The sequence below is a fragment of the Ferdinandcohnia sp. FSL W7-1320 genome, from assembly GCF_038050315.1.
In the GTDB taxonomy this organism is placed as follows: Bacteria; Bacillota; Bacilli; order Bacillales; family Bacillaceae_L; genus Ferdinandcohnia; species Ferdinandcohnia aciditolerans.
The window spans coordinates 1-17119 of sequence record NZ_JBBPAM010000002.1 but is presented as its reverse complement, the minus strand read 5'-3'; the positions used below and the strand labels follow the sequence as shown (position 1 = coordinate 17119).

At 34.5% G+C, this 17119-nt stretch carries 21 protein-coding genes and 1 pseudogene; 9 read left to right on the top strand and 13 right to left on the bottom strand.

Features of this window, described 5'->3' with window-relative positions; genetic code table 11:
* Nucleotide 1 precedes the first annotated feature (1 nt).
* The 4 genes from spoVAD to NST91_RS25960 form a co-directional block, all read right to left on the bottom strand.
* Complete coding sequence (spoVAD, locus tag NST91_RS25975) at nucleotides 2-1015, bottom strand: stage V sporulation protein AD (RefSeq protein WP_116354731.1); 1014 nt, start codon at nucleotides 1013-1015, stop codon at nucleotides 2-4.
* A complete protein-coding gene (spoVAC, locus tag NST91_RS25970; RefSeq protein ID WP_116354732.1) occupies nucleotides 1015-1494 on the bottom strand; it encodes a stage V sporulation protein AC in 480 nt (159 codons plus the stop codon). The genes spoVAD and spoVAC overlap by 1 nt, the downstream gene beginning before the upstream one ends.
* Nucleotides 1495-1510: 16 nt before the next feature.
* Nucleotides 1511-1966, bottom strand: a complete 456-nt coding sequence (locus NST91_RS25965; protein ID WP_116354733.1) for a YhcN/YlaJ family sporulation lipoprotein — start codon at nucleotides 1964-1966, stop codon at nucleotides 1511-1513.
* 78 nt (nucleotides 1967-2044) lie between these two features.
* Complete coding sequence (locus tag NST91_RS25960) at nucleotides 2045-2251, bottom strand: DUF1657 domain-containing protein (protein ID WP_066229922.1); 207 nt, start codon at nucleotides 2249-2251, stop codon at nucleotides 2045-2047.
* Nucleotides 2252-2987: 736 nt separating this feature from the next.
* On the opposite strand from NST91_RS25960, the gene NST91_RS25955 reads away from it, so the two are divergent.
* From NST91_RS25955 to NST91_RS25935, 5 genes and pseudogenes are all read left to right on the top strand, one after another.
* Nucleotides 2988-3260, top strand: coding sequence for a hypothetical protein (locus NST91_RS25955; protein ID WP_034298115.1), 273 nt, complete (start codon nucleotides 2988-2990; stop codon nucleotides 3258-3260).
* Between the two features lie 13 nt (nucleotides 3261-3273).
* Nucleotides 3274-3621 (top strand): spore coat protein, encoded by a 348-nt coding sequence (locus NST91_RS25950; RefSeq protein WP_174752363.1) that lies wholly within the window; start codon nucleotides 3274-3276, stop codon nucleotides 3619-3621.
* Between the two features lie 131 nt (nucleotides 3622-3752).
* Nucleotides 3753-4079, top strand: coding sequence for a hypothetical protein (locus NST91_RS25945; protein WP_009336493.1), 327 nt, complete (start codon nucleotides 3753-3755; stop codon nucleotides 4077-4079).
* A 119-nt stretch (nucleotides 4080-4198) separates the two neighbouring features.
* Nucleotides 4199-5584: a S8 family peptidase gene (locus NST91_RS25940; RefSeq protein WP_116354734.1), complete on the top strand. Its 1386-nt coding sequence runs from the start codon at nucleotides 4199-4201 to the stop codon at nucleotides 5582-5584.
* A 97-nt stretch (nucleotides 5585-5681) separates the two neighbouring features.
* Nucleotides 5682-6325: pseudogene (locus NST91_RS25935) on the top strand (phospholipase D-like domain-containing protein); the annotation flags it as partial.
* Between the two features lie 216 nt (nucleotides 6326-6541).
* On the opposite strand, the gene NST91_RS25930 reads toward NST91_RS25935, so the two are convergent.
* The 5 genes from NST91_RS25930 to NST91_RS25910 all read right to left on the bottom strand — a co-directional run bounded on the left by NST91_RS25930 (nucleotide 6542) and on the right by NST91_RS25910 (nucleotide 9913).
* Complete coding sequence (locus NST91_RS25930; protein WP_116354735.1) at nucleotides 6542-7132, bottom strand: PBECR4 domain-containing protein; 591 nt, start codon at nucleotides 7130-7132, stop codon at nucleotides 6542-6544.
* A 323-nt stretch (nucleotides 7133-7455) separates the two neighbouring features.
* Nucleotides 7456-7728: a hypothetical protein gene (locus NST91_RS25925; protein ID WP_116354736.1), complete on the bottom strand. Its 273-nt coding sequence runs from the start codon at nucleotides 7726-7728 to the stop codon at nucleotides 7456-7458.
* The gene (locus NST91_RS25920; protein ID WP_116354747.1) at nucleotides 7712-8509 is read right to left on the bottom strand and encodes a ParA family protein; all 798 of its coding nucleotides are present in this window, start codon (nucleotides 8507-8509) and stop codon (nucleotides 7712-7714) included. Before NST91_RS25920 ends, NST91_RS25925 begins: the two co-directional genes overlap by 17 nt.
* 124 nt (nucleotides 8510-8633) lie before the next feature.
* Nucleotides 8634-9071, bottom strand: coding sequence for a hypothetical protein (locus tag NST91_RS25915; protein ID WP_116354737.1), 438 nt, complete (start codon nucleotides 9069-9071; stop codon nucleotides 8634-8636).
* A gap of 233 nt (nucleotides 9072-9304) precedes the next feature.
* Nucleotides 9305-9913: a hypothetical protein gene (locus tag NST91_RS25910; RefSeq protein ID WP_116354738.1), complete on the bottom strand. Its 609-nt coding sequence runs from the start codon at nucleotides 9911-9913 to the stop codon at nucleotides 9305-9307.
* Nucleotides 9914-10303: 390 nt separating this feature from the next.
* Between NST91_RS25910 and NST91_RS25905 the strand changes: the two genes are divergently transcribed.
* Nucleotides 10304-11421, top strand: a protein-coding gene (locus NST91_RS25905; protein ID WP_116354739.1) for an IS3 family transposase whose coding sequence is annotated in 2 segments (ribosomal slippage) — nucleotides 10304-10547 and nucleotides 10547-11421 — 1119 coding nt in all. Because the reading frame shifts where the segments join, the coding sequence is not laid out codon by codon here.
* Nucleotides 11422-12196: 775 nt separating this feature from the next.
* Here NST91_RS25905 and NST91_RS25900 read toward each other — a convergent pair.
* On the bottom strand, nucleotides 12197-12601 hold the full coding sequence (locus NST91_RS25900) for a hypothetical protein (RefSeq protein WP_116354741.1): 405 nt from the start codon (nucleotides 12599-12601) through the stop codon (nucleotides 12197-12199).
* A gap of 918 nt (nucleotides 12602-13519) precedes the next feature.
* On the opposite strand from NST91_RS25900, the gene NST91_RS25895 reads away from it, so the two are divergent.
* Nucleotides 13520-14767, top strand: coding sequence for a replication initiation protein (locus tag NST91_RS25895; protein ID WP_116354742.1), 1248 nt, complete (start codon nucleotides 13520-13522; stop codon nucleotides 14765-14767).
* 181 nt (nucleotides 14768-14948) lie between these two features.
* Here the strand turns inward: NST91_RS25895 and NST91_RS25890 are convergent, their stop codons facing one another.
* The 3 genes from NST91_RS25890 to NST91_RS25880 all read right to left on the bottom strand — a co-directional run bounded on the left by NST91_RS25890 (nucleotide 14949) and on the right by NST91_RS25880 (nucleotide 16108).
* Nucleotides 14949-15119 (bottom strand): hypothetical protein, encoded by a 171-nt coding sequence (locus NST91_RS25890; RefSeq protein ID WP_189655352.1) that lies wholly within the window; start codon nucleotides 15117-15119, stop codon nucleotides 14949-14951.
* Between the two features lie 182 nt (nucleotides 15120-15301).
* Nucleotides 15302-15439 (bottom strand): hypothetical protein, encoded by a 138-nt coding sequence (locus tag NST91_RS25885; RefSeq protein WP_189655353.1) that lies wholly within the window; start codon nucleotides 15437-15439, stop codon nucleotides 15302-15304.
* Between the two features lie 291 nt (nucleotides 15440-15730).
* The gene (locus NST91_RS25880; protein ID WP_116354743.1) at nucleotides 15731-16108 is read right to left on the bottom strand and encodes a hypothetical protein; all 378 of its coding nucleotides are present in this window, start codon (nucleotides 16106-16108) and stop codon (nucleotides 15731-15733) included.
* Nucleotides 16109-16259: 151 nt separating this feature from the next.
* Between NST91_RS25880 and NST91_RS25875 the strand changes: the two genes are divergently transcribed.
* Together NST91_RS25875 and NST91_RS25870 are read left to right on the top strand one after the other, a co-directional pair.
* Nucleotides 16260-16496 (top strand): helix-turn-helix domain-containing protein, encoded by a 237-nt coding sequence (locus NST91_RS25875; RefSeq protein WP_341333605.1) that lies wholly within the window; start codon nucleotides 16260-16262, stop codon nucleotides 16494-16496.
* A gap of 30 nt (nucleotides 16497-16526) precedes the next feature.
* Nucleotides 16527-16733, top strand: a complete 207-nt coding sequence (locus NST91_RS25870; protein WP_116354745.1) for a helix-turn-helix domain-containing protein — start codon at nucleotides 16527-16529, stop codon at nucleotides 16731-16733.
* Nucleotides 16734-17119 lie beyond the last annotated feature (386 nt).

The window sequence follows — 17119 nt, the reverse complement described above, 5'->3', positions numbered from 1 at the left end:
CTTATTGTTTACCTCCATATTCAATCGATACCGCATGTGCAATACAAGGAATCGTTTCATTTTGCTGAAAGGACAACGGTGAAAGCAAAGCACCTGTAGCCACAACTAACATTCGTTTAAATTCACCTTTTTTCATGCGGTTTAATAAATGCCCATAAACTACCGTTGCTGAACAGCCTGCACCGCTTGCCCCTGCAAGAACGGGTTGTCCTTCCCGATAAATCATAAGGCCACAATCTTGGTATTGTTCTTCACTAATAGGAGTTCCATGCTTTTTAAATAGATCCATGGACACTTCCTGTCCGATTTGCCCAAGGTCACCGGTTACAATTAAATCGTAATAAGATGGCTCAACATTTCGTTCCTTTAAATGGGCTTCAATGGTATCAACCGCAGCTGGCGCCATAGCTCCTCCCATGTTAAATGGATCTGTCAATCCCATATCGATTACACGACCAATTGTGGCAGATGTGACATGAGGTCCTTCCCCAGAATCACTTAATAGGGCTGCGCCTGCACCAGTAACCGTCCATTGTGCCGTAGGTGGCTTTTGTCCACCATACTCAGTTGGATACCGAAATTGTTTTTCAACAGCTGTATCATGACTGGAAGCTCCTGTTAACAAATATTTCGCTCCTTTTGTATTTACAATATAAGCACCTAGAGCCAGTCCTTCCATCGAGGTAGAGCAAGCACCGAATAAGCCAAAATAAGGCGCTCCAATCGTTCTGCTAGCGAAACTTGTTGGGGTGATTTGATTGATTAAGTCCCCAGCTAGGATAAATTGAACTTGATCCTTTTGTATGCCCCCTTTTTCCATGGCTTTTTGGCAAGCCTCTTCAAAAAGGATTTTATGTGCTTTCTCATAGGAATCCTGCCCAAGCCATAAATCAGCATGAAGAGTATCGAAATCATCTGGGATAGCACCATTGGCTTCAAATGGTCCACCAACGGTTCCAGTGGAGATAATGACAGGCTTTTGTTCAAAAATCCAAGTCCGATAACCCGTAAGCATTATAAACCACCCCACTTGATTAAAATGGTTTTAATGAGCGCAATGACAAAAGCAGAAAAAACACCAAATAAAATTACCGCCCCCGCCAATTTAAATATATTACCGCCTACGCCTAGAACAAATCCTTCTGATCGGTGCTCAATGGCAGGTGATATCACCGCATTTCCAAATCCTGTTACGGGTACAGCTGTTCCAGCACCTCCGAATTGGGCCATTCGATCATATACACCAAAACCAGTGAGAAGCATCGTAATAAAAATCAACGTACCTACCGTCGGATTTCCTGCCGTTTGCTCAGTAAAATCAAAATAATAAATGTAAAAGTCTGTAATAAACTGACCAATCAGACAAATAAGGCCACCGGTTAAAAAGGCCTTTATGCAATTTTGAACAACAGGTCTTTTGATTTCTCGTTGTTTTTGCAACTTTTGGTATTCCTGTTGTACAGGAGTGAGTTTTTTCTTTTGATTGTTAGACATAACTCTACCCTTCCTCTTAGGTTTGTTCTTTCATAAGACTTTTCAGTTTGTTCAAATCCTTTTTCAGGTTCTTCTTATTCGTATCATGTTGTTGTAACTTTTGTTCGATTTTTTCAAGCTCCCAGAACATTTTTTTATCACTAGACACAAATACTTTATAATCTGGATACATTCCTTCCAAGTCAGATTTTACTGACTTCTCGATATTTTTTAAACGGAAACGGTTGAAATTTTCGACTTTTACCGCTACTAAAAGCTCCTTATTTGTATTTACTGCCTTTACATCCGAAATTTCTTCCTTGGTAATAATCTTTTCTTTAGCATGATTAGAAACAGATTGTTCAATTGGTTTACTTGTATGTATTTGTGAAATACTCGAATGATTTTTCTCACCTACCTGATTATCGTTTCCGTTACACCCTGAACCCATTCCGATAAGGATTAAAATGAAAAATAACATTTTCACTTTCATGAAATCACCTCCATGTATTACCAGTATTGGGATGCTAAAAAAAGGTTGGCCTCTCAACCAACCTTTTCGCCATACTCATTATTGTTGTTTGTATTGAGGTTCTTCTTGTTCGATTTGTTGAACACGTGGTTCAACATTATCAATAACAGATTGGGTTTGGGTAGCAGCATCTTGATAAAGTTGCTTTGCTTGTTCATTATCTGTACTAAGAGCAAATGTTTCAAAGCTAGCTTGAGCGCTTTTTAATCCGGCTAAAGCTGTTTTAACGTCACTGATGACTGTCATGAATAACACCTCCTATATTTTATTTTGACCTTTATTAGATTGCAGTATAAAAAGATTTTTATTCATTGAATTTTATCAGACTTTAAATATTTAAAAATTTAGATTATGTAATTTTCCACTGCTTTTGGAAAAGATACACATGTAAGAAAAAGCGATGAGAGGAGGATAGTGAAAATGGACAATTAAGTTATTAATAAACGGATTAAAATACAGAAAATTTATTCGTAGTTACTATGTGTCTTGGAAATTGTTACATTGCAGGGAATTCCTTTTCAAACACAGTGAAGGACTTGTCAATGGAGTATTTTACAATTTGTTTGTCTCATTAATATTTTTTCAATAAACAAGAAAATGGTGAAAAAAGCGAGGTATACATTAGTAATGTACAAGGACTATACTGAAAATATTTTAGGAACAAAACCACGAGCTAGACATAAGAAAATAATTGAAAATTATTTGGATCAAAGTTTTACCAATCCTATCATACATAAGGAAATTCATGGTGATAAAGTCTATGTCCCCTTAGATTTAAACAGGGTCTGGAATAGGATAAATTAATATTTAGTTTAGCCACAAATACTCCCCACCTGCGTATAGGTGGGGAGTATTTAATGCTATCTAGAGGTGGGGGGGCTTTAAAACTAGTCTAAAATACCTGCATATTTTTGACCGCTGTGTGGCAATCTACCTAAAGTGATTACAACATTGTTAACAAGGAGGAAACATCATGCAACAAATGCAGACGGGTATGAATAATCAACAAGCACAAGCTTTAATGACACAACCGCCTGAAATAATGTCAACAAAGGATCATCTCTATGTAAACGATATGTTAAGCTGGAATTTACTTGCGATGAAGAAAATGCATTTTTTCGCTCAACAATGTCAAAATCCCGAAGTAAGAGCAGCACTTGAACAAGCTGGACAAATGCATGATCGACACTATCAACAGCTGCTTCAACAGATGCAACAGTATGTAACTCAACCTTCACAAAATATGAATCAATAAGGAGGAAACTATAGTGGAAAATAATACTCCAAACAGGATTAAAAATCCTGAAACACCAGTCCCTAAGACGCCGCAAATGAACGATAGAGATTTTCTAAACGATGCCTTAACTACGGAAAAATATATATCTTCCTCATACTCGACTGCATTAAAAGAAGCTAGCCATGAATCGTTGTATCGTACAATAGCGTCTGTTTCCCAAGAAACAGAAGACTGTCACCGCAATCTATATAACTTAATGTTTAAAAACGGATGGTACGGTTTGGAAAAAGAAACTCCACAAACTATTCAACAATCGGTTCAGCAATTTTCTAACTACATGCAAAGTCAAGATCCATATAGAGGTAATGTAATACAATAAAAGAACACGTGTTCAAGAAGAATAAACTCTAGGTAAAACAACAATAGTTATGCGAGACAAAAGGTTGGTTAGTTGTTAACCAACCTAGAAAATAATTTAGAATTTACAACATTCGAAAGGGCGGCGGTAAGATGAATCTTAAGTGGATGAAACTTTTATCAACGGTTTTTCTTTCAATTTTCTTGTTATTAGGGTGTAATAATGGAGATGACGATAATAATCCACCACCGGAGGATGTAACTCCAGGGACAGAGGAACCAATTGAAGATCCTATCGACGCAACAGATTCAGATACTATTGATCAACATAATGTCACCCCTGATACAGAAGAACCAATTGAAGATCCGATCGATGCAACAGATCCAGATACTATTGATGAACATAATGTCACCCCTGATACAGAAGAATCAATTGAAGATCCTGAAGACGCAACAGATCCAGATACTATTGATGAATAAGTTTATACACCGTTTGTTCTCAAACGGTGTTCTTTATGTATCAAGATTCAAGGATGTTAATAAGAAATTTAATACTAATATTGCAGCATTTTCTAATAACAAATTTATAGAGGTGTCTCATGACAAAATTACGAAAGTCCTTATTGGTTACTGTTTCCGTACTTATTCTTCTATCCATAGGGTTATTATTCATAGTACCAAATACAAGAAACAAAGAGAATCCCGAAAATAAAACAGTTGCTGTCAAAAACAAATTTAATCCCCCTATAACCAATGTCCAAAATGTTGAAAACGAAAAAAATGTTCTTCAAATAAACAGCCTTTCCATGGGTCAAACCATCAAGAATCAATTAAAAAATGATCCTTCCGTTTTTCTAATTAAACACAATGAAAAAACTGAGAGTCATTATATTAAGAAAGAAGTAAACGTTACATTCAAGACTCTTCCCTCAACAAAGGAAATAAAAAGGATAACACAGGAGATAAATGGCACTATCATTAAAAAGCTAAATTCTACGATTGTATTTCGTTCTAATACGCTTTCGACCAAGGAACTTATTGAATATTTTAACAGACAGGCTATGGTTGAATTTGCTGAACCCAATTATCTTTATCTGCAAAATCAAATTGGACTTCCTAATGATTTGCTATATAGAGAACAATACCAATGGAACTTATCGGCAATTCAAGCAGAAGCAGGCTGGGATATCACCAAAGGGGATGAACATATCATTATTGCTGTTATAGACACTGGCGTTGATCTGGACCATCCTGATTTGAGAAGACGAATTACAAATGGTTATAATGTACTGTTGAATAATAATTTCCCTGATGATGACAACGGGCATGGCACCCATGTAGCAGGAATCATTGCATCAGAAACAAACAACCATGAAGGTGTTGCAGGCATCACTTGGTATAACAAAATTATGCCTATAAAAGCAATGGGTGCCGAAGGGCATGGGACGACCTTTGATATAGCAAAAGGGATTTTTTGGGCAGTGGATCATGGAGCCGATGTCATTAATATGAGTTTAGGCAATTATCAGCATTCTTCCCTTTTAAAAGGGGCAATCGATTATGCATACAGTAAAAATGTTGTCTTGATTGCTGCAGCAGGAAATGAAAATACTATGCAGCCGAGCTATCCAGCTGCTTTTTCTAAGGTTCTAAGTGTCGCCGCCGTAAGTTACACCGGACAACGTGCCCCTTTCTCAAATTATGGAGATTATATCGATGTTGCAGCTCCCGGAGTTCAAATTCCGAGCACCTATTTTAACCAGCAGTATGCTGCCCTTTCAGGTACTTCTATGGCTTCACCACATGTAGCAGGACTAGCAGGTCTTTTGCTTTCAGTAAACCCTAATTTAACGAACCAAGAAGTAATAGACATTATTAAGAATTCTACTTATGATTTAGGAATCCCTGGAACTGATCACGAATTTGGTAGTGGCTTAATTAATGTAAAGAATGGATTGGAAGATGCCCAAAGCAAAAGGCAATAATCCCTTTTTGAAACCGTTGCTTTTCGTTGTTATAAAACTTCTACATGGTGTACATTGTTTGTACATGATAATGGAAAAACTAAGGAGGGAATTTTAGTTGGAGTGGATTTTTTATCTATACCTGTTAAATACGTTCTTTATGTTATTCATAGCTATTTGGGAAGTTCGTCGTCCTGCCAAGGCTTTGAATTGGATAATAATCGTCCTTGTTTTGCCTATCATTGGTTTCTGGCTATATCTTAGCACATCAAATCCCAAGATTATTCATCGGAAAAGATTGACCTCTTCTCATAATGAGTCTGATAAATTACCTGATACATATACTGATTCAGCATCGATAATCGCCGATGCTTTAAGGTATTTTACTGTAGGCGGGCTTCGAGTCGGCAAAGTCCACGTACTAAACAATGGAATAGCAAAATATGAACAACTCATCGAATCCCTACAAAAAGCCCAAAAAACCATTGATCTGGAATATTACATCTATCGGAATGACCAAATAGGTAATCGCATCACAGAACTGCTGATTGAAAAAGCAGTAAATGGAGTTCGGGTTCGTTTTATTAGAGATGGTTGGGGGAGTAAAAAATTCCCGCGAAAAAAATCCTTCAGATGGTGGAAGCAGGGATAGAATGCCGGACAATATTTCCTTTACGCTTTCCCTGGATTTTATCTAATTGGAATTATCGGGATCATTGTAAGATTGTCACGGTCGACGGAAAGGAAGCTTTTACTGGTGGCAGTCACGACTCCAATCCTCCAACGTTGTTTTCTTCTTTTCTTCCAATGTTGTTTTTTTATTAAATAATGTTTTTTCAAAAACTGACTAGCACAATCCCAAGACTTCATTTTAATAGGATTTTAGGAATTCATAATTCAACATAATTTATCTTATGTTGAATTATAAAAATCATAAAAAATTACTATAAAATAAAAAAAGACTCCCGAAATGGGAGCCTAATCAATCTCTATATTAATATGTTTAACAGGTAGCTGCACTCTTCCTGATATATGGTCATCTTTCTTGCGGTCGTAAAAACTCTTTGGATAATAGTAATCTGAATCTGGATCTTTATCCAATCCCAAATGCAAATATGTATTATCTAAATGGTTATAGAGAATAATATCAACATCAAGATTTGTGTTTAAACCGTCATTTGAAAAGACAATTACTGTTGGGTTTTGAACAATTTGATGTACAAATGGAAAATACAGCATTCGATTTCTTTTTGATTTGAACCATGTCCTATCTGTAGCTTTCAAAAAGTCAAAAGTGAGCGTTCCATTTTCTAGCTTTTGATAACCTGTTTTACCAGCATACTCATGTTTATTTTTAAGCTTAGCCACTATGTATTGAATCCCTAATAAGTGACACAGGTTTTCTTCTTTGAAACGCAGTTTAATCGATGGTCTATCGGTATCATCTAATTCAAAATGAAAAACTCTTCCACATAAATGTTCCTTGTAAAACTCTTGGAATAGTTGAAGGGAAACGTCTTTTATATTTGGTTTTTTCTGTATCGTAAGTAAATCTGTAACTGATAACATTTCTTAATTTCCCCTAAAACGAAAAATTGACCCTGGAAACAAGCCCAAGGTCAATTATACTTTAAATTCGACATTATTTGTTAAATTTTTAAAAAATAAGGTGGTCGGTACCAGGAAGGAATCCCCGTACTGGATATATCGTAGTATCTTTATCGTCCCCTACGCGGGAGTGTAGAGCCACCCGTCTACACCGGATATAATCTCATCCTCAAACTTATTATAGCCAAATCGGCGATAATATACAAGGGAAAATCATGGTTTTTCGTAACGCACAGTTACATTTTCACGAAATAGCTACGTTTTTTCGTAAATTCCTTCGAATTTTACTTTAATTCGTCTAGATATTTCTCTAATGCCTCTTCTATCAATATATAGATATTTCTCTCTTGTAATAAGGACTGCATCTTTAATTCCTTGTGCAGATCGGTGCGTAAATCGAATGACACGCGCTTTCTCTCTATCTTCTTTTCTTCTTTTCTTGGAACGTTTATTTCTTCTTTGTTTTCTTCATTCCCTACTTCTTCGTTTAATGCAAAAGTTGGACTTATTGTTTTTTGACTACGCATTTTATTTTTAATATCATTTACTTTCGACACGGCTCAACAACTCCTTATAAAAATCTTCGTATTGTTCTAATGCTTGTCTTATTTCCGCATTTTTATTAAATCCATACAACGCTAAGCGACCTGTAGGAGCTCTCCTTGTAATGATCGTATCAAATACTTCTTCTGGATAATCTTCTGCAATTAATTCATTAAATGCTTTTGCGTCACTTCTACGTACATCATTCATTGTTCTTAAGATCCCTAAAACTTCTACACCTTTTTCTCCAAACTCACGAGCTCCTTCTACTGTATCCATGAAATTAGGTACTGCAGAATAACACCAATTTGAACATTCAAACATCACTATAACGTAATCGCTGGAGCATAATGCATTAGTCGTTTGTTCACTCAATGAAGGTGGTGTATCTATTACAATGAAATCATATTCGTCACTGACTTGTTCTAGGGTTTTGTCCAATATTAAACTTGGACTTCCTTTAAAGGGAATACTCTCTCCTTGATACGTTTTACCTGTATAGATCCATCTAGGGAATGTAGCAAGAAAGTTATTTGCTGCGAGCAAGTCTAACTTTTCATTTATCGGATATATGTATTCTCTTACGTTGTTATGTTGCATTGCTTCTAGTACAGATTTACCTAGAAAATCATTAGAAGGTTTTTCAGCCAGTAATTCAGTTAAATTACCTTGTGAGTCCATATCAATCGCTAGCACCTTATAACCGTCTCTGCTTAGTAAATGCGCAAGAATCCCAGTTGTTGTTGATTTACCACATCCACCTTTTTGAATTCCCATTGTGATAGTAATTGCCATATCTAAACCTCCAATCTTCCAACGTTGTTTTCTTCTTTTCTTCATTGTCTTATATTTTAACTGTTTTGATAAGAAATGAAAACCACCACCACACAAAAAAAACACCCTCTAAAAGAGAGTGCTACTAATACCTATAAACCTTATAAAAGCTTAATGTGAAATCCCCATATTCCGTTCTACCATCTGTTTTAATATCGAAATCTCGTTTCATTGCTTTTTTTATTCTTTTGTAAGTAGGCGTTGTAGAAAGGTATTCTTTATTATTATGAAGGCAGAATAAGCATTCGACAGACAAATTGATAATTGGTTTATCGTCTTCATATGTTATTTTAATAAATTCATCTTTCTCCTTATCCAATTGTGCATCACTAGTTCTGTACTCTGTTCTAAATTCATCTAAACCGTATTTATTCTCAGCACTTTTGATTAGACGATCTTTTATCGTTTCAACCGGATATAGTGAAAAGAACGTTTGTAAAAACTTCTCTAACATATTCCATTCTCTGTGCCATTTTTCTCTCTCTTGTTCCTTTTTTATCTTATCAATTTTATTCCATACCACCCTATAACCCCCTGTACTTTTGGTTTATAAAAATCTATGGGAGCATTTAAGTGTTTATTCTATATAGTTTCAAGTTAAGACTTATTTCGGAAATAGGTCGCAAGGAAATAAAAAATACTCTCTTTTTAGAAGAGAGCAGTATTTCCCCACAGACGCTTTTTGCAAGCTGCGCTTTGCAATAAAGCATATGCTCCCCCACATAGAAAATATGCATGTTTCACTAAACTTTTTCATTAAGTTCCAAAGTTCATATCTTCTTTTTGTGCGATAATCTTTTCAATTTCCCTCCAATGGCGGCCATATTGTCTTGCATGCCTTTTGGTTAAAAACGAATTATCGTATTCCGGATAGCGTTGGGATGGTGGAGCTAGAGCTTTCATTAAGAATGGGCTTTGTCTTTTTCCGTTAAATCTTGTTATGACAATCGCATGATAAGCCTCTGTCTGCATTGCTGTTTCAACATCGAATGTCGGTTTTAATTGTTCTGCTAAATCCTCATATACCTTTTTGTTATCATTGGCAAATAGGAACCAGTTGATTCCTGCAGCACGAATATCATCGTCTAAACCATGTTTTAGTAGTTTGAAGTGGTGGAAAGCAAAAAGCCCCGCTAATCTCCATTTAGGTCCTTCTAATAAAATCCTTTGCATTAAGTTTTTTAAGCCTTCAGTCAAATACTGATGAGGTTCATTAAATACGATAAAAGTTTTAGATTCGTTTGGATCCATGAGTAACTTTGTCATAAACACTTTGAGCGTTATCCAATGTGCTAGCGTTCTTGTCGGTATTGGTCCTAACTTCCGATTCGGTATTCTTAAGATAATTACTTTGCCTTCCTTCATCCACCTTTCAAAGTCTAATTCTGGATGAGGGTCTTGTGCAAAGATGTTAAATGTTGCTTCATTACCTAAAAACTCTTCTAACCGGTAAAGAATTGAGTTTGCCTTTGCTTCAAGTGCCTTCTGTGGATAGGTTACACTTAGCTGGACAAAAAAATTAAGGGCTAGCAGACTGATAGAGAATTAAGTATATCAACTATAAGAACGGGAAAGAGTGATACTAGTAACTTTATAAGGAGGGGTGGGTATGCTAGCCTGCTTGGCAAGCCAGCGATCCCTTTGAGAGCTGGTTGCCTGGCTGGATCAAGCATACCCACAGAGGCTCCATGTCAAGTTACGGATACTTACACTTCGCTCGTAGTCTGCTACGTACCAGTTAAGGAGACTGATAATATGGGATCAAGACGTACATTTACTGATGAATTCAAGGCACAAATGGTGAAGTTATATGAAAGTGGTAAGTCAAGAAAAGACATTGTAAAGGAATATGAATTAACTGCTTCTGCCTTGGATAGATGGATTATCCAAAGCCAAGGAACGGGTTCATTCAAAGAAAAAGACAATCGTTCAATAGAAGAAAATGAACTAATTGAACTACGAAAAGAAAATAAGCGATTACAAATGGAAAACGATATTTTAAAGCAAGCAGCGCTGATAATCGGACGAAGGTAAATGTGATTAGGCAAAATGCCCACAAGTACCCTGTATCAGCAATGTGTAAGGTCCTACAAATCCAAAGAAGTACCTATTATTATGAAGCAAAAGCTAGAGATAACAAGGATGATGAATTGACCATTACTATTACTGAGATATTTCATAAAAGCCGTCAGAATTATGGAACTCGTAAGATTAAACATGAGTTAAAAAAACTAGGTTTACAGGTATCTAGAAGACGTATAAGCCGTATCATGAACGAAAATGGACTTGTATCTAAATACACCGTTGCCCAGTTTAAACCACATGTTGAAAAGCCTAATGAGTCAGCGGTAAAAAATGAATTAAACAGGGAATTTAACCAGGATACTCCCCTAGCTGTTGTAGTGAGCGATTTGACATATGTAAGGGTCCAAAATTCGTGGCATTATATATGTTTATTTGTCGACCTTTTCAATAGGGAAATCATTGGATTTAGTCCAGGTCCAAATAAAGATGCCCAGCTTGTGTATCGAGCTTTATCAACGATTAAAGGTGATTTACGAAAGATTCGTATGTTCCACACAGACCGTGGAAGTGAATTCAAAAACAAAGTAATTGACGAGGCATTGGACACATTCGAAATACAGCGTTCATTAAGCTTAAAAGGCTGTCCTTATGACAACGCAGTAGCTGAAGCCACGTTTAAGATAATTAAAACAGAATTCTGTAAGGGGCAAACATTTGAAAGCTTGGAAGATCTACACAGTAAATTAAGTGATTATGTGGGATGGTTTAACAATGAAAGAATTCATGGAACCCTTGACTATCTAAGTCCCATTGAATTTAAAAAGATACACCCTAAAAAAAGTGTCTAGTTTAGTGTTGACATACCAGACTAAAATTTCATTCTTCTTATGAATTTCCCGTTAAATACAATATTTTAATGAAAATAAACTTTACTTTCCAAGGTGAAGAATTCGATTTGAAAGGCAAAATCATCAGAAGAGAAGACCATATTAAAGGAAAGTTAGTTTCATATGGTGTAGAGTTTGTTGATTTATCTGTAAATGACATCAAAAGATTAAACATAGCGCTACACAATTATCAAGTCGAACAAAGGAATAAAATAAGTTAACAAATAGTGTGAGCCCCCACCATCGCGTGAGGGCTTTTAAAATTTCAAATTAAAAAGGCCCCATCTTCGAAAAGTATAGGGCTAATGTTCTATATAGTTAACCGAGAGACTAGATGAAACTTATATTTACCTTAATTCGTATTAGCTTTATAAAAGCACGAAGGGAGTCTCTCAAATGATCGGAAATCCATCTGACATATTATCAATAGCATCTGATATTGTCTGGACACTAGCCCCAATAATCACCGCAGCAATTGTTTATAAAAAATATGTGGGGTGATGGGACCGTTTCACCCTCAAAATTTAGCACGATTTTATACGTAAAAATTCAGGAAATAAATTTTTATTTGCACGCAAAACGTTGATAAATCAGCAATGTATAAAATAATGCATATGACCTTAAGTATACTTATCTCTAAAACCTCATCGTAATGGGGTTTTTTATATTTTGTAATTCAACTTAATATTAACTATGTTGAGAAATATTGAATATCATATACATTGATATACAATAATTACTCAACTTTAAATCCTTCTAATTGGTGTTTCCAATAGTTCGCATAGTCCCGGATATCGTACAAAGAACTATGTAATTTACTAATATTTTTTAAGGCTACCTGGTTTACTGGTAAAAGTACTGAGTTATGCAGCATATCACATAATGCTGGCAAGTAAAAACGTGAAGCGATACCGACGGTTTCATATTTTCCTAAGTCTTTTAAGTCCGATGTTAAATTGTCTTTTAAGGATCTATATTTTTCTTTTATTTCACTTATTGCAACTCTTTTTTCCTCTGCATTTTTAATACTTTCAAGCTTCTCAATATCTTTATAAATTTCGTCCGTATCCTGGATGAAGCCATCTAACCTCTCAATCGTATGTTCCTTCTCCATGTCTACAACCTGTTTTTTCAGTGCCACAACCTCCTCGTTTTATAAACCCTCTCCTTATGTCCAATTTAATACAAAATAGTTGAGAAGTGGAGGAAAGTTGAAGTAATTTACCTTTTTCTCTACATGAACTCTTATATTAAACTTTGTACTTTTTTATCAACTTTTTTTCACTAACCTTATCAAAACTTATCATTTTCTCGTTTTTTTCGTATTTTGTATCATGTAACTTTATTCCGTGCGCGTGTCGTGTCATCAGTCAATCCTTTGGTATCAATGACTTTTTCCAACTGTTTTCGAAAATTCATAAAATTACTCCTACTATAAATGTTTATTTCTTCTTTTCTTCCAACGTTTATTGATTGAAGATAAACTACTGCATTTATTAGTACCTATCTCCCATGTTTTACAACTAAAACGGACTGCAATTACTTTTCTACATAGCATAAACTATGTTGGGAAATGTTGAATATCGATATATATCATATTCATTTACACATCTTTAGATCCTTTTAACTTGTGTTAGTAGTGATTGATTTAAATAATATATCAATTTATGTTACACATAATAATCTTGTTTTGTTGTTTTACTTATTATATTTTAAATGTTTTTATTGTTTTATTGTTTTCGACATGAATAAAACTAGGATTCATGCTATTTCGACAATCATATATATAACAAAAATGGTCTTAACTATAACAAATTTGGTTCTAAACAAAACGAAAATGGTTTTAATTATAACAAATTTGGTTTATCAACCATAACAAAAATGGTCTTAACTATAACAAATTTGGTTGAACGATAACGAAAATGGTCTTAACTATAACAAATTTGGTTTATCAACCATAACAAAAATGGTTTTTAGATAAATGAGTCTTGTGTAACAAAAAAATACTTTTGTTATACTTAAGTTTTTGTCATAATTGAACTAGGGAAGGGGATATAACATGATAGATACAAAAATGGTTGAGGCAAGTCCAAATAATTTAGTAACAAAATCGAATATGCTAATAGAGGCAAACTATAAGTTGGGTGTCGTTGAGCAAAAAATCATTTTGTGTTTAGCAAGTAATATCCAACCAACAGATTCAGACTTTAAGACTTATACTTTATCAATAAAGGAGTTTAATAAACTTTTAGGTCTTAAAGGTAATCCAAAATATACGGAATTAAGACAAATTACTAAAGAACTAATGCAAAAGGTTTTTGAAGTCCGTATAGATAAAAAGGTGATACAGGTAGCCTGGCTAAGTTTTGTAGCATACAACGAGACAGAAGGGACCATTGATATCCGTTTTGACCCTTTTTTAAGACCATATTTACTACATTTAAAAAAGGAATTTACAAGTTATAAATTAGAAAATGTCGTTAAACTAAAAAGTACCTATGCTATTCGTTTATATGAACTCTTGAAACAGTACGAGAAGATCCGGGAACGAACATTGCCGTTATTAGAACTAAGGAAGATGGTAGGTGCAGTAGATATATATCCAGCTTACGGAAATTTTAAACAACGCGTTTTAATTCCGGCACAAAAAGAATTAAATAAAAAAACCGATATTTCTTTTGAGATAGAAGAGATTAAAATTGGTCGTCGAGTGGAGAAAATAAAATTTGTTATAATTTCGTCTAAGAAGAAAAATAACAATATCGATAAGCAACTATCGTTGTTCGAGGGTAACCTGGAGGATACTAAAATTGAAGAGTCCTTTAGTAATCAGATGAAAAAACTTGCATTAAAGTTAGGAATATCAATTTCTGATGATTTAATTAGGAATTGGGAAAAATATGGCCAGGAAAACGTACTAGAACTAATGCAAAAAATGACTGCAAGAAAAGATATTGATAATCCAATTGGGTACATAACAACAGTATTGAAATCGACTACAGAAGCTTTTAAACAAGTCTCGGTAAGTTCAGATGAGCAATCGATATTAATACAGCTCATTTCTTACTTTCGTAAGTCAATAGAACCTCTTCCAAATTGGTTGATTCAAGAAAAGTCTATAGAAATTATACAAAATGTATTGGATATAAACTTTGATGAGGCAAGTATATTATTTAATGCCTTAAAAGCAGATCTTTTTTTAGCTTTAGATATTAATGAACCGAATCAAAAAGAAAATACTTTGGAAGCAAATGAAGAATTTGAGAAAAAGAAAAAGATTTTTTATGAACGTCTAAAGAAAATATAACAATTTTGGTTACTAATATATCTTACTAACAACCTACCAGATGAGGTGGGTTGTTAATTTATAAACAGACAAAATTTTTAGGGTTGCAATACTCTATTTCAATAATTTTCATGATCACAAGGTTTGAGAGGACCCAGCAGTTTTCCATAGTGCTCATTTTCCGCATAAAATCCTGCATATTTTAAATCCATTTCCCAATCTCTTTTACGGCCTTCCTGATGGACTTTAATTGTTCCGTTAATAACTCGATATTATGCTGTTTATATTCGTGGTCTGGACCGTTCTTTTCCTCTTCAAGTTGTTGCTCCCAGTTTCGTTCCCATTCCTTTAGGTTATTCCATTTATCCAGCACCCTAGGAATATTCTCATATTGTTGGATAAGACTTGAACCTACAAATAAAATATTAATAAAACAAAGCCCTACCTCGATTAAGAGATAGGACTTATTTCATGTTAATTTCACATTATTTTCATCTTCAAATTCCTTTAATGCTTCAGCTACAATATCGTCTTTATTACCTGCTTTCGTGAATCTTATCCCTTGATGCCCCCCTGTTTCGGTAGCACAAATACATCAATTTCACCATTTGCCATCTCAGCTACTGTCAAATTTACCATTGATTTAATTTCCTGAATTGCAGTTAGTTCCTTAATTTCAGTATTGGCTATCATTTTATCATCCCCCTACTTACAAAAATTCTATAAGTAGAAGGTTAAACCTTTCCCATACTGTGACAGAAATGTGATTATTTAATGTCGGAATAAACAGTTACAAGGAAAGTATTAAACCCACTCCACCTACTTCCACCTTTGTTGATATGACGTTTTTTGAATTAGTCTAGCGGTTTTATATTATCAGTCATAAAAAACGCCTACAGGGGCATCTAACAGCTTTTAGGACTAAAAACTAAAAAAGAATTGACCCATTCCAAAGAATCGGTGGATAATCCATCCCGATTTAATTCATGAATTGATTGTCTCCTCTATAATAAATTCGAATTCCTCGTATTTATCTTCCGTCTCTTCGACATTAGATAGTTCTATTTCACCCGATATAACAGTAATATCCTCTTCAAATTCAAAGTGAAATCCTTCTAAGCGAAGAGAGACCTCTTTTGTTTTTTTAATCAGATATTTCTTTGCAATCGTTATTTCTATAGGGATACAGTCCTTAATTTCTGTTATCCTATTTTCATTCTTTATTTCTCTTATAACGATAAACTTCCCAAAAATCTCGATGTCATTTCCGACTTCTTTAATCTCATAATCAACATCCATTGAGATCTTGTTTATAATTCCACTTACTAAATTAGGTAATTTTTCTTTAAAAGTTAGTTGCAAATTAACTCATCTCCTACCAAATTTGTTATTAGAAGATATGACAACTAGTAGTTATAAATTCCCTTGGAAGAGATGAAAGACGTTATTTACTTTAATACCTGACTTTGATACTAATAAAATAAAGTTCAGAAAATGGAAAGGGCAAACCATCATGTTTTTTACTATAGGGCAGAGTCTTAGAATGTTGCGATTTAAGAAGAATCTTACTCAATTAGAAGTCGCGCGAAATATTGGAATAAGCGTTAATTCTCTTAGCAGATATGAAAATGATGAGCGTTTCCCTAAGAAAAAGGTTATCGAAAAACTTGCTGATTTTTACGGGGTTGAAGTTAATCAAATTCTAATTAATGCTTATACCTCTGAAGAAAATGGGGAAGGAATGAATTAACCCTGGCTAATTAAACTGGAGGTGATTCATTTGCAACGAAATACTTTAACAACCGAAGAGGTTGCTGAATACATAGGTGTTCACAAAGATATGATTTATACAATGGTCCGTCAGAAACAGATTCCTCATTTCCGAGTTCGCAGACGGATATTATTTAACCACGAAACAATTGATGCCTGGATCCAAGAACAAATAAAAGAGTCCGTTCAAACTAAAGAGGCTGTAGCCGAACGCTGAGCAAAATATCGAAAAAACTCGAAATTCTTACAAATTGGGTTGTTCAAGTCGATGTTATGTAAACTAAATAGGTTTCGATAAGAACAACTTTTCCCTATTTGCAGTAATATAGACATTAATCTCAAATTCGATACTTAACATAAATTACGTAATTTTTTATCCAAACCTTTATTTTTGAAAAAAGCCTAACCACTTGAAAGGCTAGGCTAGTTTGCTCAGTTCATTTTTTCTGAGTTGCTTTTAGAATCAATCTTAATATTTCCTATTGATAACTCCACAAAATTTACTTCCTTACCGTATTTACGAGATAATATCTTTTCGATAATCGGCTTCAATTTGAGGACCTTTTCTTCTGTTAGTTTAAATCCTTTTAAGCTCAATGTGGT